Raw genomic sequence first — 20,247 nt, 5'->3', positions numbered from 1 at the left:
TTACAATTCGCTGGCTGTTAGCTTGTTTTTTGCGCAGAAACAACGACGATCAAGGCTGTTTGGCCAAATGGCCAAGAATAAGGGCCTGTAATTCAGGCTCTCGCACACGTTTGGCCGCATCTTTTGCCGAGAACCATTTGGGCTTGCGCAGCTCGGCTTCGGGAAATTGCGGCTCAAGGCTCGTGACATGCAGGTCGAATACGCGCGCATCGCAAGATTGCTTTACACCCGTTCCGCGTAGTTTTTCGTAGTGGAAACTGCCCATTGACTTGGGTGAAACACGGCCCTTTACGCCTGCTTCCTCCCATGCTTCGATCGCGGCTGCCTCGGCCAGGGTTTTGCCGCGCATCGGCCAGCCCTTTGGGATAATCCAGCGGTTGCTATCAAGGCTGCGGATTAACAAAAATTGCCGTTCTTCCCCGTTCTGACGCCAGCAGAGTGCTGCGACCTGCAGCAGATTCGGTCGGTAAAACAGACTGTGGACAAAGCGGAACACCCTTGCCGTCATTGGATGATACGACCTGCGCACAGCAACGCGCGCGCAATATGGCTGCGCATGATAGGATCATCCGGCGCAAGCCGTGGCATTGTCCATCCTACCGAGGCCAGGCTCCGCGCCAAGGTGAACAAATCGACCATACGCGCCTCAACCGGCCGCAAAGTTTGATAGCCGTCGATCAATGCTGCCCGGATCTCGGCAAAGGCAGGTTCGTAAAGGTTTTGTGACAAAACGGTGCCAAGGTCATACAGCGCAAACCCCAGCCCGCAATCGTCAAAATCGATCAGCGACAGCGCCTTGCCGTCAACCAGAATATTCTCGCGCAGCACATCGGCATGGATTGGGATCAGTGGAGCGGTTTTCGCATGGGCGAGCAAACCGGAGCGCAGAAAATCACGGGCTGCTTGCATTTCGGCCTGCTCTGCACCGATCAGCGCCGGGTGCTCCCAAAACCGGCCCCAAAATGGTGTCTCGCCCGTCAGCCCATCAACATCCCACGCGGGGCGGTCAAAACTGGGCGGCAGGTTCAATCTCTCGGTCGCCGAATGTACACGCGCCAACAGCTTGCCCAGTGCATAATGCTGTGCTGCTTGATCCTTGGCCCCGCCCGCCAGCGGCACACCGGCTTCTCCGAGCGCCGCACCGGATAGCCATTCCACCGCCGAAGCAATGCGCCCGCTTTGCAACACCACCAGCGCCGCGCCATTCTGCGCAGGCAATGCCCGCGGCACTGGCAAACCCGCGCCAGCCAAGGCCCCACAAAACCACAGCTCGGATTCAATCGCTGCCGCAGTCTGATAGCCGATGCGGTGCAGCCGCAAAGCCGCAAGGTCGCCGTTCGGTAAAGCCATTCGAAACACCGCATTCTCGCGGTTGCGGATCAGGGCAAGCGGCTTGCCACCCCAATGTTCGGCCGCCTCAGCCGCCAGTTGTTCGATGCTCATACAGGCACCTCTTGTAACGCGTTTTTCAGTGCATCAATCAATCGATCAGCGTGTTCACGCCCGAATGGCAGCGGAGGGCGGATTTTAAGCGTGTTTCCGGCGCGGCCAATCCGGTTCAGGATAAAGCCTTTGGCAACCATCGCCTCTACCAAATTCTCGACAAATGCTGTCGCAGGCGTATTGTTGCTGTCCAGTACAAATTCCGCGCCAAAGAACATACCCACGCCCCGCACCTCGGCCAGCAACGGATGGCGCAAGGCGCGCAGGCGTTCCATCACATAGGCAGATGTTTGCGCCGCATTGTCTTGCAATCCCTCGTCGTCAATCACCTTCAGCGTAGCAATACAGGCCGCCGCAGAAACCGGATTGCCGCCAAATGTGTTGAAATAGCCAAAGGCATTGCGAAAGGCCGCCATAACATCCGGCCGCGCCAGCACGGCGGCAACAGGGTGGCCATTCGCCATCGGCTTGCCACATGTTACCACATCAGGGGTTAGGCCCAGCCACTCGTGCCCCCAGAAATGGCTGCCCATACGGCCAAAACCGGGTTGCACCTCATCGCATAGTATCAGCCCCCCCGCTGCGCGGATCTCTGCCTCGGCCTTGGCAAAGAACCTAGGTTTTACAGTCGGGATGCCCTCATTGGCGAATGCCGGGCATAGCATCATCCCTGAAAATCCGATACCGCAAGCGTTCAGATCTTTGATCGCCGCTTTGATATGTTCCGCGAAAATGCTGCCATCGGGGTCGGGATTACGCAGGCTATCAGGTGCAGGCACAAGCCGGACATGCGCCGGGTACCCCCCAATCGGAGGGCGGCGTGATGACAAAGCCGAGGTCGCGGTCGTGTTCCCGTGATAGGTGTTATCGGTGGCGATCACCCCGATCTTGCCCGTCACCGCCTGCGCCATGCGCAAGGCGATGTCATTCGCCTCGGACCCGGTGCAGGTCATGATACATTGTGAAATGCCGTGGCCCAGCCGCGCCGTCAGCTGTTCAATATAGTCCAGCACAAGGTCATGGTGATAGCGGGTATGGGTGTTCAGCACAGCCGCCTGTTTTGCAATCGCGCCCACCACTGCGGGGTGGCAATGCCCCACATGCGGCACGTTGTTATAGCAATCCAAGTACCGTTTGCCCGCGGCATCCCACAGCCAAACGCCCTCACCCCGCACGATATGCACGGGGGTGCGATAGAATGTTGGCACATTCGGCCCCATCAGGCGGGCGCGACGGTCGGTAATCGTTTCACTCATTCTTCAGGCTCCACTTTGCCCCGCAGGGATTTTACAGTGCCGCGCACCGATTTGGCGGCCAATCTGCGCTTTTGGCTGCTATAGGTCGGCTTGGTCGCAATCCGTCGTTTCGGCGCAACCAAGGCAGCGCGGATCATTTCGACCAACCGTTCGCGCGCAATTTCACGATTGCGGATCTGGCTGCGGGTTTCCTCGGCGCGGATGACGATCGCCCCGTCCAGGGTCCAACGCCTGCCGGCAAGCCGTTTCAACCGGGTTTTCACCGGGGCGGGCAGGTGGGGCGACCGCTCTGCCTCAAACCGCAGTTCTACAGCCGTCGAAACCTTGTTCACATTCTGCCCGCCAGGGCCAGATGCGCGCGTAAAGCTTTCTGACAGCTCCCAATCCGCAAGGGCTATCTCATCATTGATCCGTAACATGCGGTGACCCTACTCGAAATAACGTCGAGCGAAAGGGGGGCGTCAGGCAAAAGCGATTGATTTTCACCGAGCGTGGCAACCGCGTAAATGATCTGTATGGCCCAAGTCAAAAGGATTGGGCCTGAGCATCCCTTTCAAAGCAAGCCTAGCGGGCCGTCACAGGTGGCGTGCAGCTCTGCCTCGTTGCATTTGGGTCTTTAGCAACAGCGCAACCGAACCATGTATGGTTGCGCTTGACTGGTTCTGCGCAATGCAATAGCAGGCCTCACACGAACGCGCCGATTTGATATGCAGATTGCGGGCGCGAAACAAATGCAGCTAAAGCGAAGGCGCTGACGGCCCTTCGATTCATTTTGGAGGGCGCCATGACGGAGCAGGCTTGTAGTATTCCTATCGTTTCAATTCATCGACTGCGGCAGGATTTTCCGGGAAAAAAGATCAGCTTTGAGGCTGAGTTTTCTGTCGAGGATTTTTGGGCCGGCACACGTGCCATATTCCAAGAGTTTGAGGCCATCGGAGCGGTACCGATTTCCGTTAAGTGCAGTGCTTCAGGCACTGTTTTTTGTTCGGTGATCGATAGCGGACAAGATTTGCAGAGCTTTGCGCAAAACATTGCAAACCGGAATGATCTGTCAATCGTGCGGTGGACGACCGCGCTCAATTTCTGATCAGACCATATAGTGCTGGTTTGCGCATGCCCCGTTTTCTAACCGCAATTGCAAGCTCTTTGGTTCTTGGACGACTTCAGGGCGGTCTGAAACCATAAGTATCCAGAATTGTTTGATGGGGTGCAGAAATTGGCTGAATTAAACGCCTACTATCGGCGGCTCTGCTGCACCGCCACGTAACTGGTGCGCAGTTCGGCGTTGAACACGGACGGACATGCTATATCGTGATTTTGATTTCCACCCAGATATTTTTGACCGAGGTAAACCAATGAGCCACAGCTTTGCAGAGCATCTTTCGCAAGAACTTGACGGGTTGAAGGCCGCAGGTTTGTTCAAATCCGAACGGATTATCACCTCAAAGCAAGCTGGAGCTGTAGAACTGCGCGGCGGGCGGCGGGTCATCAACCTTTGCGCCAATAACTACCTTGGTTTGTCCGACAACCCCGATCTGATAGAGGCAGCCAAGGCCGCGCTGGACCAGTATGGTTACGGCATGTCGTCGGTTCGGTTCATTTGCGGCACGCAAGAGGAACATAAAGCGCTGGAAGCCCGGATTTCGGCCTTTCTGGGTATGGAAGATACCATCCTCTATTCCAGCTGTTTCGACGCCAATACTGGCCTGTTCGAAACCCTGCTCGGCGAAGAGGACGCGATCATTTCCGACGCACTGAACCATGCTTCGATCATCGACGGCATCCGGCTGTGCAAGGCGCGGCGTCTGCGCTACGCCAATTCCGATATGGCCGAGCTAGAGGCCCATTTGCAAGCCGCCCAAGATGCCCGTTTTCGCCTGATCGCGACCGATGGTGTTTTTTCGATGGACGGCTATATCGCCAAGCTGGACCAGATTTGTGATCTGGCCGAGAAATATGACGCGATGGTCATGGTCGATGACAGCCACGCCATTGGCTTTTTGGGTAAAACAGGGCGGGGCAGCATAGAATATCGCGGCGTCATGGGGCGGGTTGATATTGTGACCGGCACATTGGGCAAGGCGCTTGGCGGGGCCTCGGGGGGGTATACCTCGGGTAAGGCCGAGGTCATCGAATGGCTGCGCCAACGCTCGCGGCCCTATCTGTTTTCGAACACACTGGCACCGGTGATTGCGGCAACCAGCCTGCGCGTTCTGGATATGCTGGACGCTTCGGGCGACCTGCGCGCCAAGCTGGTTGAAAATACCGCGTTTTTCCGCGCTCAAATGACGGTCGCCGGCTTTGAGCTTTTGCCAGGCGAACATCCTATTGTTCCGGTGATGCTGCGCGATGCGGCGCTGGCCCAAGAGATGGCGCGGCGGTTGGACCAGCGCGGTGTCTATGTGGCGCCGTTCAGCTTTCCTGTGGTGCCGCGCGGCCAAGACCGTATCCGGACGCAAATTTCAGCCGCGCACAGCCGCGAGGATTTGGAAACAGCGATTGTCGCATTTACCGAAGTTGGTCAGGAATTGGGCCTGTTGAACCGTTAAGCCCCTAGAAAGCTAGCCCGGCACGACAAGGAGGAGTGAATATGTCAAACGAAATGAAAGCTTTGGTCAAGGCAAGGGCGGAAACAGGTTTGTGGATGGAGCGCGTTCCGGTGCCTACGCCGGGACCTGCTGATGTGTTGATCAAAGTGCGGAAATCCGCAATTTGTGGTACAGATGTTCATATCTGGAAATGGGATGCTTGGTCGGCCAAAACCGTGCCGGTCCCGATGGTTGTCGGCCATGAATTCTGCGGCGAGATTGTCGATTGTGGGGCAGCGGCAACAAAGTATCGCATCGGTCAGCGGGTTGCTGGCGAAGGCCATATCGTTTGCGGCACGTGCCGGAATTGTCGGGCAGGGCGGGGGCATCTGTGCCGCAACACGCAGGGCGTGGGTGTAAACCGGCCCGGCAGTTTTGCCGAATATCTTTGCATACCGGAATCGAATGTAGTGCCCATCCCCGATGATGTACCCGATGAGATTGCTGCCATTTTTGACCCCTTTGGCAATGCCGTTCATACCGCTTTGTCTTTTGATCTGATTGGTGAGGACGTTCTGGTTACAGGCGCAGGGCCGATTGGCATCATGGGGGCCTTGGTGGCGCAAAAGGCCGGGGCGCGCAAAGTGGTTATCACTGATATCAGCCCTTACCGGATCGATCTTGCGAGGCGACTGGGCATCCAGCATGTCGTCAACGCCAATGAGGAAAAGTTGAAAGATGTGATGGCACGGCTTGGCATGACCGAGGGCTTTGATGTCGGGCTGGAAATGTCGGGCTCTGCCATAGCGATGCGCGATATGATCGATACGATGAACAACGGCGGCAAGATAGCTCTGTTGGGAATTGCACCCACCGAATTCGCGGTGGATTGGAACAAGATCATCTTCAAGATGTTGAACGTCAAAGGCATCTACGGCCGCGAAATGTACGAGACATGGTACAAGATGATTGCACTTGTACAGTCGGGCCTCGATCTTTCGGGACTGATTACCCATCGGATCAAAGCCGATGATTTTGAAAGCGGGTTTGAGGCCATGTTATCGGGAACGGCTGGCAAGGTTGTGATGGACTGGACAGAATAGGTCACGCAGAGAGACAAATTTCCGCACATCGCTGGTGCATGAAATTCCAGTGCGGTGTGCGGAACCATCCCAGCAGCGCATTTCGCTTTCCTGCGGTTGTTCCACATATGGCCCGGCGGCCTAGCGCGGGCATCTGCATGCTTTTGTATCGTTGGGGTAGGTAGGTCGCATAGAATTGGAATGCGGTACTTTCGGAGCGCAATATGAACGGCTTTCATCGGCTGGCCCCATCCGGGCCGTTAGCCGAGTAGTACTAGGATGTCTCCTGCTCTATCGGGCAGGAAATTAATCAAACCCTCACATTGGCAATTAGCACATTCGATTTAGGGTAAACCACCCTAAGCGCGGTTTCTCGGTCAAGCCGATCGTCCGGCGCGAAGCTGACCAGATTGCCTCGGGCCAGTTCACGGAGGACGCCCCGCTTAAGGAAGATCGATATGCCGGATCCAGCCATTTTCGTGTCCTGCTTTGCTTGCCGACGTTCTTTCTGAGAAATAGTCAAACGCAATTAATGATGCGCAGAGCACTTGGATTTTGTCGGTAATCTGCTTGGGGCCGTAAACTACAAAAAGCCTTTTTGCCACGACTGTCGCCTTTCCTAAGGCCGCAAGGGTTGCATCTTGATGGCAATGGGCAGGATATCCGCCCCTACTGACAAGGACATTTTACGGCGCAAATGTCGCAACAGGCCTGTGCCCAGCATGTTTTCCAGCATGGCCAATCGCGCACTTGCGACGGCGAGGGCTATGCCCGAACCGCCTGAGCTTCTCGCGCCTTTGGAGGGATGCACGGCTGGGCCAGTGCCAATGATAACCAGTCAATAGGAGCGGGTTCGCAAGACCGAAGATTTCAGGTTTGCATCGGTGCGGTTGCGCGAAGTGCAAATCAAATGTTCCGTCCTTTAGGGACGCAGGTCAGATGATTGATCCGTTTGTTTTTAGCGGCCTGCTCGCGGGCCAATCCAGCTGTATTGCTTTAGGGGTTGCCGATGAAATCTTACCTTTGCGCCACCCTACGCAAGTGGTTACCGCCGATGGGCAGGATCTGCGATTTTGGGTGAACACGATTGCGCCTTACGCGCTGACCAAATACTTGTTGCCCCTTTTGGGAAGCGTCGGCCGCATCATCAACCTGTACTCTGCCACGCAAGCCCCCGTTGATCTGGGCGCCCCAAATCGAAGCCTTGGGGATTGGGCAGCCCGGGTTTGTTTTTTTACCTACACACACTAAATATATCGACAAGATTACTGAATTCATCACCCCACAAGACCGTTTTGGCCTGATCGATTATCCTAAGGTGCTTAACATCATGCCTTTCAAAGCTGCAGCGATCTCGACCCATTGGGAAATGATCTTCACTCGGTCATTGTTTTCGACAGTCGATATTGCACGCAAACATGATACACTGAACGAAGTGGCAAAGCTGCTGGATGCGCGAAAAATTGTTTCAAAGGCGACAGAGCCTTTGGGCAAGAAAAACGTTTTCAGTTGAAAAGCACCCATGCGACCCTTGAAAGCAATATGGCCAAAGGCAAACGTGTTCACGAAGGATTCTAATACCTTGCAGGCGATACCTGATTGAAGACGCACAAGCGCGCTGGGCAAAGTCGTCTCGCAAGACATTGGCAGCCACCTTTAGCGCCATGAGGGCCGGAATTGTTAGGGCAAAAAGAAGCCGCCCTATTCGGAGCGGCTTCAAGAGTTAAAGCGCAGGTCAACCCTGCGGCATCACCAAGATCGCCCTGAAATCATTGACGTTGGTCAATGTCGGGCCTGTGATGATCTGGCTGCTCAGTTGCCCGAAAAAGCTGTGAGCGTCATTTGCGGTAAGGGCGGCCATGGGGTCGATGCCGTTTTGTCGTGCCAGCTTCAAGGTTTCGGGCCCTGCATAGGCACCTGCGACTTCGGCGGCGCCATCTACGCCATCGGTGTCGCAAGCAAGGACATGGATGCCCGTCTGACCGTTCAGGGTGATTGCTGCGGATAAGGTGAATTCTGCATTCGGCCCCCCGATCCCTTTGCCCCGCCGTGTCACTGTGCACTCGCCACCCGATAGCAACAAGATGGGTTTATCCGTCACCGACATCGCGGATTGGAGTGACATCGCCATTTGCGCCTGCGCCGCGCCCAGATCACGTGCTTCGCCTTCCAAAGCGTCGCCCAAAAGGCGCACTTCAAGACCATCTGCGACCGCCAATTGCCTTGCAGCCTCGAGCGAATGCGACGGGGCCGCGATAATCCGCGTTTCGGCCTGCGCCAAGCGTGGATCACCCGGCGCGACAACAGTAGACCGGGTAACGGCAGCACGCACTTGCGGCGGAACAGACAAGCCATATCGGTCAATTATTGCCAAGGCATCGGTCGGGGTACTTTGATCGCCCACAGTGGGGCCAGAAGCGATCTGGCTGGGATCATCGCCGGGCACGTCTGAAATCAAAAGGCTGAGAAGCCGTGCGGGATAACATGCCGCTGCCAACTGACCGCCTTTAACACGGCTAAGGTGTTTGCGCAGGATGTTCATCTCGCCGATCGGTGCGCCGGAGGCAAGCAAGCTTTGGTTGACAGCAATCTTGTCTTTCAGCGTCAAACCTTTGGCGGGCGCGCATAGCAGTGCAGACCCACCACCTGAGATGAGCGCAAGAACAAGGTCATCCGGCCCAAGCCCCTGAACAAGGTCCAGCATCCGTTGTGTTGCCGTCACACCGGCAGCATCCGGAACGGGGTGCGCGGCCTCAACAATCTCGATCCCTTTGCAGGGACGACCATAGCCATAACGTGTTATTACCAACCCCTCACAGGGGCCATAAGCCGCCTCGACCGCTTCGGCCATGCGCGCGCTGGCCTTGCCCGCACCAATAACCAATAGCCGCCCCTTGGGGCGTTCGGGCAAATAGGCGGCAACGACCCGCATAGGATCGGCAACCGCAACGGCCGTTTCAAACAGCCTTGTCAGAAACTTGCGGGGGTCGTGGCGTGCGTCCATGATTTATGCCAACCAAGTCTGGTAATCGCTGACCAACAGATGTGTTGGGGCCTCGTCTTCGTCAATATTGGCAAAACGGCCAATGGGTTCGCGAAAGATGTTATCGGTCTCATCGTCGTTGACGGTTGAAACCTCCCCGATCAACACATCGCCTCCATCCCCCCAAAACGCATGCCAGTCGCCCGGCATTAGCGTGACGCTTTCGCCCGGAGCAAGGCGCAGTCTTTCACCGGGCGCATAGTCGCGACGGATACCATCGCAATACACCGTGCCGCCTTTATCATCGGCAAACCGGCCCTGATCGTCAGACCCGAAAAGTTCGACAACCAACGTAGCCCCGCCACGGTTGATAATATCCTCGGCCTTGAGCGCATGGGTGTGCATCGGGCTAAGCTGATCCTGACGCGAGATCAGCAGCTTTTCTGCATAGCACATGCCACCGCCGCGCTGCAGGTCAGCCAGCCTGCCATTGCGCAAGGTGAACAGGATCAAACCCATCGCGTCAAACTCACCTGCGCCGTAATCCGTGATGTCCCAACCGCAACGTGTGTTGATAACATTTCGGGCGGTGTCCTTGCGGGACTTGAACGCCTCGGGTGTCCAATAGGCAAAGGGGGGCAGCACAAACCCGTATTTTCGGATCAGGTCATCGGCCTCGGCCATGATTGAGTTGATAGTTGAACGTTTCATGCGGCAATCTCGTGCGTGCTAAGGATTTCGATGACCATGGCAGCGGTCCAAGTAAAGGCATCGCCGCCGCAAGGTTCGGCGTTGATCGGGCCATAGTATTCGGCAAAACCGCTTTGGTCTATCAAACTTAAGCAGTCGCGGTTTATGCGGTTTGCCATCGCAGACTGTCCCGCGATCTCCAATCCATCTGCGATCATGTAGTTCACGATCAGCCAAATCGGGCCGCGCCAGTAACGTAGGGCATCAAATTCCGGCGCAGTCGGGTCGTGGCTGGGAACAAGATAGTTGCAACTTGCCGCCAGCACTTCGATCCGATCGGAAATGGCCTTGGCCTGCGTTGTCGGAATAGGGGCAAAGGTTGCAAGTATCCCGCCGATCGAGGGGCTGTCCACAAGCGCGCCAAGGGTGCGGTCATAACACGCATACTGGCCTAGTTTTTCGCTCCAAAGGGTTTCCATGGCAGCGATAGCCTTGTCGGCCATGGCCTGCGACTGTGCGGCGATCTCTACCTCGCCCAGGCTTTTGGCCAGAATGGCCAGATCGGCGCAGGACCGTATTAGAATAGCGTTGAACCCCGGATCAACGATCTGAAACGGCGAGGCATCGTGCAGTTTGGAATTGTCCCAACCAAGGCTGCGAAACTTTTCCACCAGCCAGATGTAGCGCTTATACTGCTCGTCCGTAGGCCGATGCGCGGGATTGGTGTGGCTGGTATCGCGGCGGGTAAAGGGTTGAACGCCTTCGGTTGGCACCCGTTTAAACGCCGCATCCCAATCAACCGAATTGTCACGGCCGCTTTCCCAAGGGTGGATGATGGCCACCAGACCAGTGCCTTGCGGATCACGGTTGGCAAAGAACCACTGGTGCCAGGCGTGGATTTTTGGCAGCAGCGCGCGGGCTTTTTCAGCCGCCAGCACCTTGTTCTGCGCGCGATCATAGATCCGGCGTATGGCGAAGCCGGCGACCGCGGGCTGCGTGATGCCGGATGTGGGCACTGGCCGTCCGGTTCCCCAGACATCAGGGCCGGGAAAATACCCATCGTCACGCTGGTGAAAAATAATGTGCGGTACCATGCCGTCTTCCCACTGGTGGGCCAACAGCGTTTCAATTTCGGTCCAGGCGCGGGGTTCATCGAAATGGGCGAAGCCAAGAGCGCTGAGGGCGCTATCCCAGTTCCACTGGAAAGGATAAAGCCCATGGGTCGGTACAGTATAGGTGCCACGGTCGTTCTTGCGCATTACGGCCTTGGCCTGATCAATCATCTTTTGTGTCATGGGGTACTTTCAGGCTACGGCTAGGGTTGTTTCAGGGTCAAACCAGTGCACACGGTCAGGCTGGGGCGCGAGGGTCAGGGTTTCACCGGCTTTCACGACAGTGTCGCTGTCCAATACAACGCGGAACAGCGCGTCGTCGATTTGGCAGGTGACCAGCAGATGTGCGCCCAGCGGTTCCACGATTTTGGCTGTGGCGCGCAGGCCTTGTTCGGCGGGCTGCATATCTTCGGGCCGAATGGCGAAAAGCAAACCGGCCTTGTCGGTGCTCGGGCCTGCAAAGGTTTGGCCCGCCACTTGCCATTTGCCTTGACCCGCGTGGGAAGCCGTCAAAAAGTTCATCGGCGGGTTGCCGATAAAGCTGGCGACAAATCGCGCCGCTGGGTTTCGGTAAACCTCAATCGGGGATGCCGCCTGCACGATATTGCCTTGATGCATGACGCTGATCCGGTCAGCCATGCTCATCACTTCACCTGATCATGGGTGACGTAGATCGCGGTGGTTTTGCTTTCAGCCAGCACGCCCTTCAGTTCGGCGCGCATTTCCATGCGCAGCAACGCATCAAGGTTCGACAGCGGTTCGTCCATCAAAATCACATCGGGTTCCATTGCCAACGCGCGGGCAACCGCCACACGCTGCCGCTGACCGCCCGACAATTCACCGGAATACCGTTTCAGCAGCATTTCGATATGCATCAGGCCTGCGACCCGTTCGACGCGGCGTGTGACTTCGGCATTGGGCAGTTTTTGCATGCGCAAACCAAAGCCGATGTTTTCAAACACAGTCAGGTGCGGAAAAACCGCGTAGTTCTGAAACACCATCGCGATACCGCGATCCTTGGGCGATAGGTGGTCAATGCGCTTTCCACCAATCCAGACCTCACCCGAGGTTGCGGTTTCAAGCCCGGCAATGATCCGCAGCAATGTGGACTTGCCGCAGCCCGACGCCCCAAGCAGCACCATGAACTCCTGATCCGCAATTGTCAGGTTGATATTGTTCAGCGCTTGGTAGGCACCAAAGGCCTTGGCGACATTTTTGATCTGAATTTCAGCCATTCTACAGGTTCCTTTTTCTGGTCGCGCCGCTCAGCGGTTGGCGATGCCCCACATGGCAAAGAGGTATTTACGCACGGCAAAGATGAATATCAGAGCCGGCACGACGAGGATAAAACCGCCTGCGAATTTCAGATGCAGCGGAGATGTATCTAGGTTTTGCAGCAAGAATGCCGTCAGGGTTCGGTTCTCGATCGTCAGCACCGCTGCGGCGAACACCTCATTCCACGAAATCACAAAGGCAAAGATCGCAGAAGCGGTGATGCCCGGCATGATCAGTGGCAAAACAACCATCGTAAATGCGGTCAGCCGTGTGCAGCCCAATGTCCATGCCGCTTCTTCCAGCTCAATCGGGATGCCGGAAAACAGCGAGAACGTGATTAGCACAGCAAATGGCACCGCAAGCGTCGTGTGAACCAGCGCCAAACCAAAGGCTGTGTCATCCAGCCCAGTGCGGATAAACATCACCGCCAAAGGCAGTGCCAACAACGGCAAAGGGAACGCGCGTGTCAGCAAGATCAGCAGCCGAAACGTAGACTTGCCGCGGAATTCAAACCGCGACAACGCATAGACTGCTGGCGCGCCGATGAGGATAGACATCACCATCGTCATACCAGCCACCAGCACCGAGTTCTTGAGTGCTGTCAGCATGCCGGCAAAACCAGCGAAGAAGGTCAGGCTGCCCAGATCAAATTCGGGGACAAGCGTTTTGGGAAAGCTGTTTACCGTTTCTGGTGATGACAGCGTGTTGACCATCAAGAAATAGATAGGGACCAGAACCCAAGCGCAGAGCAGTACAACCGAAGAGATATAAAGATATCGCCCCCATTTGCGCGTATTTGCAGCATCGACTAAAACAGTATCAGTCATATCGAAGCTCCCTTCGGGACGCGCAATATGCGCAGGATGATAAGGGTAAAGCCGATCGAGATGGCAAGGATGACCAAGACCATCGCTGCGGCCGCACCACTGTTCAGCAAGTCAAACTGATAGGTATAGGTTTCGCCCATCAACACCGGGAACAACGTGCCACCAAGGGCCGCCACCACCGCGAAAATCTCAAAGGCAAGGATGACCCGCAGCACCAGCGCGGTTTGCAGGCTGGGACGCAGCATTGGCAATGTGATGCGGGTAAACTGCTTCCATTTAGAGGCACCAAAGACGTCGGCGGCCTCATAATATTCCTTGGGGATCAAGCCAATGCCCGCCACAAGGATCACCAGCATGATCGCGGTCGCACGCCATATTTCGGCAAGGGCAATGGCTAGGAACACAACGCCAGGATGTTCGTAGGACAAAAAGTTCACAGGCTTGTCGATCACGCCCAATCCGCTCATCATGGTGTTCAGAAAGCCGGATTGTTCAAAAATCGCCAGCCAGATAAGCTCGGCCGCCAAATCGGATATCCCAAGCGGAATAGTCCAGATATAGAGCACCAGGTCGCGGCCTTTTCCCATCCGACTGACCATAGTTGCCATAAGCAAGGCCAGCGCCAGTTGAACAGGCACGACAGCCGCTGCCAGCAGCAAGGTATTCGTCAGCGAGATCGGGAATTTCCAATGCGAGGTAATCTCGCGGAAGTTGTCAAAGGTGAAACCGGAACCCGTTGTAAAAGCCTGCTGCGCAACAAGCACAAATGGGTACAAGAAAAACACACAGAGAAACAGTGTAACCGGCAAGATCAGAATATAGGGCAAATACCGAGCATTCATCTCTGCGCTCCTATCTGGCGCATCGGCGCCGATTAGAATGGCGGGAAAGCTGTCCGGGCGCCAAACGCCCGGACAAAAGGCGCGGTGCGGTTACTCGACCGGGCAAGCGCCTTCGGAAGGTGCGTCAGGCGCCCAGCAACGCGCACCCGTTTCTTTCATGATACCGTCCAGAACAACTTTTTGGTCGTCCAAAACGGTGCGGATGTCTTGGCCGGCAAGAATGATCCGCTCAAACGTATCAACGTAGACGCGGCTAAAATCACCCCCCTTGTCGCCAAGACCGGCAGGCAACAGGCCAGGGTTGGCATCAGCCGACGCACTCATTTTTGCGACAGCGGCACCCGCGGCTTTGACCGAAGGTGGCAGATCATCTGGCAGGGCCACATCAATAACCGGGAAGAAGTTGGTCGCGCGCAATGTGGCGATCTGGGTTTCAGGCTTCAACAAATAGGTGACCAAGGCCTTTGCTGCATCCATGTCGGGGGCCGTGCGGGGAATGGCGATACCGGCAAGCACCGGCATAAAGCCACGGCCAGTAGGGCCAGCAGGCGCGGGGAAGGCTACAAAGTCATCAGGACGGTCATTAAAAGCCTGCGCTAGGCGCGATGTGTGGTCAAACACAATCCAGGCATCACCCGACAACAACTGCTCTTGCATAAAGGAGAAGTTGGTCGAGCCCGGGTTTGTGTGCGACCAAAGCTCGCGGAATTTTTCCCAAGCTACAACAGCTTCGTCAGATGCAAAGGTACGCACCACGCCATTGGTGTAGGATGGGTAAAGATAGCCTTGGAAGAAGCGGTGCTTCAAACCTTTGGGGCTAGCTGGAAAGCCAAACTTGGGCTCGCCTGTCGCTTCTTGCACATTCGCTGTCCACTGGATCAACTGGTCATAGGTCAGCGCGTCAATATCTGCGCCTACGGGTAGGTATTGAAGAGCCTGCTTGTTGGCGGCCATGATGTAGCTGGCTTGCATCCATGGGACGTACTGCATCTGATCGGTGCCCAGTTTTGCCAGCGTGTTGAATTTCTCGCTGTTGGAGGATAGGCCCAAATCGGTCAGATCAACCAGGTCATCAGGGTTCATCGCCGAAAAGTCACCGTGCAACGCGCCCAATGCACCGATAGACCCACTGCCCGCCTGCAATTCGGCGTTCAAACGGGTCAGCCAGGCGCCACCGTCGTTTGATTGATAATCTACAGGGCTGCCAAAGCCCGACAAAACTTGCTCGCGCATTTCTTGTTGTTCTTCAACAGGGTTTGCCTGCGTTGACCCAAACAAAACATCTGCCTGTGCTGCAAAGGCTGTGCATGTAAGCGCCGCGCCCGTGGCAGCGCCGATAACTTTGGTAAATAGGGTCATGTTTCCTCCCAGAAACTGAATGTTAATGTCGGCCTCCTTGCCGGCACCCAGCTTGACGGAACCACTCTTGGTTTTGTCGCCAAAGAGTAACCGTCGTTAGGCGCAAAGCTCGTGCAACCTGCGCGATTTTTGCCGCCTGTACCCAAATATGATATAACGATATATCTTCTGTCAACCATCTTCCTTTTACCTCTAGCGCCCTGTTTCTGCCATCAGCGCAACCGGCAGCCAAAACGCCTTGAAGCCCAAAGAATTTTCGCGCATATTTTGGAATATCGATATATCAAATTTGTGGGAAAAACGATGTCAGGAAAACCGACTCTGGACACGGTGGCAAAGGCAGCTGGCGTATCGATTCCTACTGTTAGCCAGGTTATGCGCGGGGCTGGACGAATCTCGGAAAAGACCCGAGATCGCGTGCTAAAGGCAGCAAAGGCCTTGAACTATGTACCCGATCAAAAGGCTGCCGCAATGCGATCTGGCGAAAACCGCGAGATTGGGTTGGTCATCAATCAACTCTCAAACCCGTTTAACGCCGAGGTAATTAGCGGCGTGGTGGACCTGCTTGAAGCAGAGGGTTACCTGGTGTCAATCCTTGATACCCGTGATGACGCTGAACGGCAGGCACGGCAACTTGAAGCCTTTATTCGGCATGGCCGTGGCGGGCTAATCTGGGTTCCCGCGCTTGATACACCCGATGAGGCTTTCGATCTGCTGGCAGCGCATAAGATCCCTTTGGTAACCTTTTTGCGTAATGTGCACGGTGATTTTGATCATGTTGGCATCCGGAATGCCGACGCAACAGCAACAGCAACGCGACATTTGTTAGAGTTGGGACACCGACAGACCGCCTATTTTGGTGGGACTGAAATGAGCATCGTGCGTAGGGACCGCATCGCTGGCTATCAAAGGACTCTGGCAGAAGGTGGTATAAGCAACGGCATCATTTGGGATTCCGAAGACAATAAGTTGGCAGGGCTTGAGGCTATGCTCAATCTCCTCCGCTGCCATCCAGAGGTTACGGCCATTATTTGTAACGGTGATGTGGTTGCTCTTGGGGCCTCTCTGGCGTTGCAGCGTGCAGGGCTTATGCCGGGCAAAGATGTGTCAATCATCGGTTTCGACGACATCCAGGACGCCGCCGTCGCGACACCTCCGCTGACAACTATGTCGGTTTCTCCGCACAAACTGGGGCGCAAATTGGCAAAAGTTTTGTTAGACCGAATTCGCGACCCTGACATGCCCATTTCGATCTCTGAGATATCGGCAGAGCTGATCATCAGGGGTACGACTGGCGAGCCGAGAAAAGGCTGATATGCTCTGAAACCATTGCCGGGGGCAAAGGTGCCATGCTTCGTTGACTAGGGCCGCAAGCAAAGCGTCCGCGATTTGGCCGTCTTCAATTTTGGGTCCAAACAGGGCCGGATGGGTACAAGTGAGGCGACAAGTAATCGCATTTGATAGGGAACTTTCCCCTCAAGTGGCACTGGCGTCCTGTTGGCGTGGCGTTTCGGGATCGGTGGCGCGTCTATCAGCTCCGTTTCACCGCGCTCGGCACAATCTTTGCGCCATCGGTAAAAACTCATCCGGCCGATGCCAGAATAGCGACACGTCTTAGCGACGTGCCCAGTATCTTCTGCATATCGAAGTATCCGCAATTTGCGCTGAATCTCGCGTTGATCCTTGGTCATTGAGCATCTCTTTAGCCCGAAACCTACAAGCCTAATGAAAATGTTCCGGGAGTAACGGCATTTCTACAAAAATTAAGCGTGTCCGATCGCGTTTGGACTGGCAAAAGCGGCCGCGGTGGGGTGCCACACCCACGAAGCCAAGCTTTGGCTTCGTTAGGTATTTCAACAACTTAAGTTGAATATGGCTCCGGCGGTAGGGATCGAACCTACGGCCAAGCGATTAACAGTCGCTTGCTCTACCGCTGAGCTACGCCGGAACACTTCGAGGCATATAGCAAGCTGAATCAAGGACGTCCAGAACCTTTCTGAAATTTTTCTGGAAAAAAATCTGGGCAGCGCTGCTAGCGATGTGCTTTGAAAATAACTTGGCAATTGCGGCCATGATTTTGCGGATGTGGGGCCGTGGTATCGATTTGGTTGATTGTTGAGCCATAGGTTCTTGGCGCAAAGATCAGAAAACATACAGTTCGACCGGTGTGTCAAATAACTAGGCGGGGCAGCCAGATACGGTCGAATACTTCGCATTTGCCGAATCAACATTGCAGTGAGGGGATTTTCAAATTACCATACTAGTCACCCAATCTGAAGGCGAGCCTATGACCAAATCTCTAAGAGTCTTGATTTCCGGAACCGGTTTTGCTGGGAAGGGCCATGCCGAGGCCTTTCGGGCCGCGGGTTGTGTTGTGGTTGGCATTGTAGGTCGCACGCCGAGCGTTGTCGCGGACGTGGTGGCCCAATTAGCGATTCCGTATCACGGAACCGATTGGCAAGCGGCATTGCAGGCCTGCCAGCCCGATATTGTTTCCATCGCCACGCCTGGCGGTGCGCATTATGAGCCAATAAAGCAAGCAATCGCCGTGGACTGTCACGTGTTTTGTGATAAGCCGATGACGCATAGCGCCCAGACCGCAAAAGAGCTGCACCGGCTTGCGCAGGAAAAGCATGTCAAAACAGCTTATGCGGCCAGCTTTCGCTATACTGCCAGTGTGCTTCACGCCAAGGAGCTGGTTGCCTCTGGCGCAATCGGAGAACCGACAGAGGTCGAATGTATCTCGCATTTCAATCTTGAACGCGAAATTCCCTTTGGTTGGTCACACCGAGCCGAGCAGGGCGGCGGGCGATTGAACAATAACTTTACGCATACCCTGTCGATTGTCGCCTCGGTCGTCGGCGAGAAGATCTTGCGCATAAATGGCGAGGTGCGCGACGATATGGGGCGTGCCCCGATTGTTGAAGGCGTACATAACTTTGCCACACGGCGCGATTTCATCCCCAAAGACCTGAATGACCCTGCGCTAAAATGGGGTGAAAGCAATGTCGAATGGTCCTACACTGTGATGGCACAGGTGCAGAGTCCTTTTGCCGACAAGCCAGTTTCGGTGCTGTTCAAACATGGCGGCCTTGTGCCGCGTTTCCGCGAAGACCACATCGTTTTCTATGGCACCAAAGGCGCGATTTACCTGAAGGGGCATTACGGCAGTGGCCAGCTTTCGCTTTATGGTGCGACCAAGCAGTGGGTCGATTTGCCGCTACCGCAGCACATCTCCGATTCAATCGCCGATGTGAAGGGCGAGACGGAGCAATGCTGGCACTACCTCGTGCGCGAATTTGTGCGTGATATTACCGGCGAAGTGGTTGAACCCTATCCTACCTTTGCCGAGGGCAGTCAGTATCAGCAAATCATTGAGATCATCCGTTCGGCCGATAATTGGACCGACCTGTCAGATTTGAAAGCTTAGGTGAAGAACATGAAAATCACGGGTGCAAAAGTTTTTGTCGGTGGTCCGGGTAAGAATTACGTCACGCTAAAAATCATGACGGATCAGGGCGTTTACGGGCTTGGTGATGCCACCTTAAACAACCGTGAAACCCTGCCTGCCGCCTATTTGCAGGACTACCTGATCCCCGCGCTGATCGGGATGGACCCGCGCAACAGCGAGGATATCTGGCAGTACTTGTACCGAGGCGCCTATTTCCGGCGCGGCCCGATTGCGATGGCAGCTTACGGGGCGATTGATATGGCGCTGTGGGATATCAAGGGCAAGCTGGCGAATATGCCTTTGTATCAGCTGTTCGGCGGTAAAAGCCGTGATGGCGCAATGGTTTACGCCCATGCCACCGGCGCGGACCTAGAGGATTTGATGGAGTCGATTTCGCATTATGTGGCACTGGGCTATAAGGCCGTGCGCGTACAATGCGGCATTCCGGGGATGCCATCTGCCAGCTATGCGGTGCCCGAACACAAAGGCGAGGGCAAACATTACATCAGCGATTTCAGCGGCATACGCCCCAAGGTCGAGATTTGGGATACTGAACGCTATATGCGCTATATGCCCGGAGCCCTGGCCGAAATTCGGGCGCGGTTTGGGCCGGATTTGAAAATACTGCATGACGTGCACCACCGCCTGACCCCGCGAGAGGCGGCCGAATTTGCCAAGGCTGTTGAGCCTGTAGGCCTGTTTTGGCTGGAAGATCCAACCCCTGCCGAAGACCAAAACGCGCTGCGTCTGCTCCGCCAGCATTCGACCGTGCCTGTCGCGATTGGCGAGGTGTTCAACTCGGTCTACGATTGCAACAAGCTGATCGAACACGAGCTGATAGACTTTATCCGCGTGGCCGTTACTTACGCGGGCGGCATAACGCCGACCAAACGTATTGTGGATTTGGCTGGCCTGCACAATGTCCGCACTGGTTTTCACGGTGCGCCTAGCCATTCGCCACTTTGTATGGCGGCGCAGGCGCATCTGAATGCGTGGGCGCCGAATTTCGGGATTCAGGAATATTTGGTCTTGGGCACGCCCGAATGTGACGCCCTGTTCCCGTCAGAGCACAAAATGGAAAGCGGCATGGTTTATGTAAGTGACGCGCCCGGTTTGGGCGTTGATTTCGATGAAAAAGAGGTTGCGCGCTATAGCTATAAACCCGGTAGTCACCCCATTGTACGCCTGCAAGATGGTACGATGTGGAACTATTGACAGCCGTCTACGATTGCTGAACGCCTTTGGGCGGCGTCACCGTATGTTGGCGCTCTAGCTTAACTAAGGTAAGGTCGCACGCGCCAAGTTCTTTGGCTGCGAAGTAGTCAAACCATGTTCAAACCCTACGATCGCATCACGCGAACCGCGCTTTACCTCGCCAACCCTTATGACCTCGGCGCCG

At 55.5% G+C, this 20,247-nt stretch carries 20 protein-coding genes, 1 tRNA gene and 1 pseudogene; 7 read left to right on the top strand and 15 right to left on the bottom strand.

Annotated elements, in window-relative coordinates:
• Positions 1 to 49: 49 nt before the first annotated feature.
• From AKU79_RS00875 to arfB, 4 genes are read right to left on the bottom strand one after another with little or no spacing between them, the layout of a single operon-like run.
• Positions 50 to 508: an NUDIX hydrolase gene (locus AKU79_RS00875; RefSeq protein WP_050521692.1), complete on the bottom strand. Its 459-nt coding sequence runs from the start codon at positions 506 to 508 to the stop codon at positions 50 to 52.
• Entirely contained in the window at positions 505 to 1,443 is a 939-nt protein-coding gene (locus AKU79_RS00870; RefSeq protein ID WP_050521691.1) for a phosphotransferase enzyme family protein, read from the bottom strand. The genes AKU79_RS00875 and AKU79_RS00870 overlap by 4 nt, the downstream gene beginning before the upstream one ends.
• Positions 1,440 to 2,699 (bottom strand): aspartate aminotransferase family protein, encoded by a 1,260-nt coding sequence (locus AKU79_RS00865; RefSeq protein WP_050521690.1) that lies wholly within the window; start codon positions 2,697 to 2,699, stop codon positions 1,440 to 1,442. Before AKU79_RS00865 ends, AKU79_RS00870 begins: the two co-directional genes overlap by 4 nt.
• Entirely contained in the window at positions 2,696 to 3,118 is a 423-nt protein-coding gene (arfB, locus tag AKU79_RS00860) for an alternative ribosome rescue aminoacyl-tRNA hydrolase ArfB (RefSeq protein ID WP_050521689.1), read from the bottom strand. Before arfB ends, AKU79_RS00865 begins: the two co-directional genes overlap by 4 nt.
• A 365-nt stretch (positions 3,119 to 3,483) precedes the next feature.
• Here arfB and AKU79_RS00855 point away from each other — a divergent pair, with 365 nt between their 5' ends.
• From AKU79_RS00855 to AKU79_RS19420, 4 genes are all read left to right on the top strand, one after another.
• Entirely contained in the window at positions 3,484 to 3,786 is a 303-nt protein-coding gene (locus tag AKU79_RS00855) for a hypothetical protein (protein WP_156209365.1), read from the top strand.
• Between the two features lie 268 nt (positions 3,787 to 4,054).
• Positions 4,055 to 5,248: a glycine C-acetyltransferase gene (locus tag AKU79_RS00850; protein ID WP_050521687.1), complete on the top strand. Its 1,194-nt coding sequence runs from the start codon at positions 4,055 to 4,057 to the stop codon at positions 5,246 to 5,248.
• Between the two features lie 41 nt (positions 5,249 to 5,289).
• The gene (gene tdh / locus AKU79_RS00845) at positions 5,290 to 6,330 is read left to right on the top strand and encodes an L-threonine 3-dehydrogenase (RefSeq protein WP_050521686.1); all 1,041 of its coding nucleotides are present in this window, start codon (positions 5,290 to 5,292) and stop codon (positions 6,328 to 6,330) included.
• 918 nt (positions 6,331 to 7,248) lie between these two features.
• Positions 7,249 to 7,560 carry a hypothetical protein gene (locus AKU79_RS19420; protein WP_050521685.1) on the top strand — a complete coding sequence of 104 codons (312 nt, stop codon included), beginning with the start codon at positions 7,249 to 7,251 and terminating at the stop codon, positions 7,558 to 7,560.
• A 57-nt stretch (positions 7,561 to 7,617) separates the two neighbouring features.
• On the opposite strand, the gene AKU79_RS00835 is transcribed toward AKU79_RS19420, so the two are convergent.
• From AKU79_RS00835 to AKU79_RS00800, 9 genes are all read right to left on the bottom strand, one after another.
• Positions 7,618 to 7,953, bottom strand: coding sequence for a hypothetical protein (locus tag AKU79_RS00835; protein WP_050521684.1), 336 nt, complete (start codon positions 7,951 to 7,953; stop codon positions 7,618 to 7,620).
• A gap of 91 nt (positions 7,954 to 8,044) precedes the next feature.
• Positions 8,045 to 9,313: a glycerate kinase type-2 family protein gene (locus tag AKU79_RS00830; RefSeq protein ID WP_050521683.1), complete on the bottom strand. Its 1,269-nt coding sequence runs from the start codon at positions 9,311 to 9,313 to the stop codon at positions 8,045 to 8,047.
• Positions 9,314 to 9,316: 3 nt separating this feature from the next.
• The gene (locus AKU79_RS00825; protein WP_050521682.1) at positions 9,317 to 10,003 is read right to left on the bottom strand and encodes a D-lyxose/D-mannose family sugar isomerase; all 687 of its coding nucleotides are present in this window, start codon (positions 10,001 to 10,003) and stop codon (positions 9,317 to 9,319) included.
• Positions 10,000 to 11,277, bottom strand: coding sequence for an MGH1-like glycoside hydrolase domain-containing protein (locus AKU79_RS00820; protein ID WP_050521681.1), 1,278 nt, complete (start codon positions 11,275 to 11,277; stop codon positions 10,000 to 10,002). Before AKU79_RS00820 ends, AKU79_RS00825 begins: the two co-directional genes overlap by 4 nt.
• A 9-nt stretch (positions 11,278 to 11,286) precedes the next feature.
• Entirely contained in the window at positions 11,287 to 11,739 is a 453-nt protein-coding gene (locus tag AKU79_RS19610; protein WP_231580067.1) for a TOBE domain-containing protein, read from the bottom strand.
• Entirely contained in the window at positions 11,739 to 12,329 is a 591-nt protein-coding gene (locus AKU79_RS19605) for an ABC transporter ATP-binding protein (RefSeq protein WP_231580066.1), read from the bottom strand. The genes AKU79_RS19610 and AKU79_RS19605 overlap by 1 nt, the downstream gene beginning before the upstream one ends.
• Before the next feature lie 30 nt (positions 12,330 to 12,359).
• Complete coding sequence (locus tag AKU79_RS00810) at positions 12,360 to 13,196, bottom strand: carbohydrate ABC transporter permease (RefSeq protein ID WP_050521680.1); 837 nt, start codon at positions 13,194 to 13,196, stop codon at positions 12,360 to 12,362.
• Positions 13,193 to 14,038, bottom strand: coding sequence for a carbohydrate ABC transporter permease (locus AKU79_RS00805; protein ID WP_050521679.1), 846 nt, complete (start codon positions 14,036 to 14,038; stop codon positions 13,193 to 13,195). The genes AKU79_RS00810 and AKU79_RS00805 overlap by 4 nt, the downstream gene beginning before the upstream one ends.
• A 90-nt stretch (positions 14,039 to 14,128) precedes the next feature.
• Positions 14,129 to 15,397 carry an ABC transporter substrate-binding protein gene (locus AKU79_RS00800; protein ID WP_082223859.1) on the bottom strand — a complete coding sequence of 423 codons (1,269 nt, stop codon included), beginning with the start codon at positions 15,395 to 15,397 and terminating at the stop codon, positions 14,129 to 14,131.
• 111 nt (positions 15,398 to 15,508) lie between these two features.
• On the opposite strand from AKU79_RS00800, the gene AKU79_RS00795 reads away from it, so the two are divergent.
• Positions 15,509 to 16,711: a LacI family DNA-binding transcriptional regulator gene (locus tag AKU79_RS00795; RefSeq protein ID WP_231580065.1), complete on the top strand. Its 1,203-nt coding sequence runs from the start codon at positions 15,509 to 15,511 to the stop codon at positions 16,709 to 16,711.
• A 137-nt stretch (positions 16,712 to 16,848) separates the two neighbouring features.
• Here AKU79_RS00795 and AKU79_RS19105 read toward each other — a convergent pair.
• Together AKU79_RS19105 and AKU79_RS00790 are read right to left on the bottom strand one after the other, a co-directional pair.
• Positions 16,849 to 17,088 (bottom strand): annotated as a pseudogene (locus AKU79_RS19105) (IS481 family transposase); the annotation flags it as partial.
• Positions 17,089 to 17,270: 182 nt separating this feature from the next.
• Positions 17,271 to 17,345 (bottom strand) — tRNA-Asn (locus AKU79_RS00790).
• A 339-nt stretch (positions 17,346 to 17,684) separates the two neighbouring features.
• Between AKU79_RS00790 and AKU79_RS00785 the strand changes: the two genes are divergently transcribed.
• Positions 17,685 to 18,827 (top strand): Gfo/Idh/MocA family protein, encoded by a 1,143-nt coding sequence (locus tag AKU79_RS00785; protein ID WP_050521678.1) that lies wholly within the window; start codon positions 17,685 to 17,687, stop codon positions 18,825 to 18,827.
• Between the two features lie 9 nt (positions 18,828 to 18,836).
• Positions 18,837 to 20,063 (top strand): D-mannonate dehydratase ManD, encoded by a 1,227-nt coding sequence (gene manD / locus AKU79_RS00780; protein ID WP_050521677.1) that lies wholly within the window; start codon positions 18,837 to 18,839, stop codon positions 20,061 to 20,063.
• The last annotated feature ends 184 nt before the right edge of the window (positions 20,064 to 20,247 follow it).

This window comes from Pseudorhodobacter wandonensis (assembly GCF_001202035.1).
Lineage (GTDB): Bacteria > Pseudomonadota > Alphaproteobacteria > Rhodobacterales > Rhodobacteraceae > Pseudorhodobacter > Pseudorhodobacter wandonensis.
Note: the sequence above shows the minus strand (reverse complement) of the source record. Positions and strands in the feature narration are given on the sequence as shown.

Bases quoted from the DNA above. Each gene is read 5' to 3' on its own strand.
- AKU79_RS00830 (WP_050521683.1), bottom strand. From the start codon at position 9,313: ATGGACGCACGCCACGACCCCCGCAAGTTTCTGACAAGGCTGTTTGAA.
- AKU79_RS00850 (WP_050521687.1), top strand. From the start codon at position 4,055: ATGAGCCACAGCTTTGCAGAGCATCTTTCGCAAGAACTTGACGGGTTG.
- AKU79_RS00810 (WP_050521680.1), bottom strand. From the start codon at position 13,196: ATGACTGATACTGTTTTAGTCGATGCTGCAAATACGCGCAAATGGGGG.
- manD (WP_050521677.1), top strand. From the start codon at position 18,837: ATGAAAATCACGGGTGCAAAAGTTTTTGTCGGTGGTCCGGGTAAGAAT.
- AKU79_RS19420 (WP_050521685.1), top strand. From the start codon at position 7,249: ATGATTGATCCGTTTGTTTTTAGCGGCCTGCTCGCGGGCCAATCCAGC.
- tdh (WP_050521686.1), top strand. From the start codon at position 5,290: ATGTCAAACGAAATGAAAGCTTTGGTCAAGGCAAGGGCGGAAACAGGT.
- AKU79_RS00800 (WP_082223859.1), bottom strand. From the start codon at position 15,397: ATGACCCTATTTACCAAAGTTATCGGCGCTGCCACGGGCGCGGCGCTT.
- AKU79_RS19605 (WP_231580066.1), bottom strand. From the start codon at position 12,329: ATGGCTGAAATTCAGATCAAAAATGTCGCCAAGGCCTTTGGTGCCTAC.
- AKU79_RS19610 (WP_231580067.1), bottom strand. From the start codon at position 11,739: ATGAGCATGGCTGACCGGATCAGCGTCATGCATCAAGGCAATATCGTG.
- AKU79_RS00785 (WP_050521678.1), top strand. From the start codon at position 17,685: ATGACCAAATCTCTAAGAGTCTTGATTTCCGGAACCGGTTTTGCTGGG.
- AKU79_RS00820 (WP_050521681.1), bottom strand. From the start codon at position 11,277: ATGACACAAAAGATGATTGATCAGGCCAAGGCCGTAATGCGCAAGAAC.
- AKU79_RS00805 (WP_050521679.1), bottom strand. From the start codon at position 14,038: ATGAATGCTCGGTATTTGCCCTATATTCTGATCTTGCCGGTTACACTG.
- AKU79_RS00855 (WP_156209365.1), top strand. From the start codon at position 3,484: ATGACGGAGCAGGCTTGTAGTATTCCTATCGTTTCAATTCATCGACTG.
- AKU79_RS00835 (WP_050521684.1), bottom strand. From the start codon at position 7,953: ATGTCTTGCGAGACGACTTTGCCCAGCGCGCTTGTGCGTCTTCAATCA.
- AKU79_RS00875 (WP_050521692.1), bottom strand. From the start codon at position 508: ATGACGGCAAGGGTGTTCCGCTTTGTCCACAGTCTGTTTTACCGACCG.
- AKU79_RS00825 (WP_050521682.1), bottom strand. From the start codon at position 10,003: ATGAAACGTTCAACTATCAACTCAATCATGGCCGAGGCCGATGACCTG.
- arfB (WP_050521689.1), bottom strand. From the start codon at position 3,118: ATGTTACGGATCAATGATGAGATAGCCCTTGCGGATTGGGAGCTGTCA.
- AKU79_RS00865 (WP_050521690.1), bottom strand. From the start codon at position 2,699: ATGAGTGAAACGATTACCGACCGTCGCGCCCGCCTGATGGGGCCGAAT.
- AKU79_RS00870 (WP_050521691.1), bottom strand. From the start codon at position 1,443: ATGAGCATCGAACAACTGGCGGCTGAGGCGGCCGAACATTGGGGTGGC.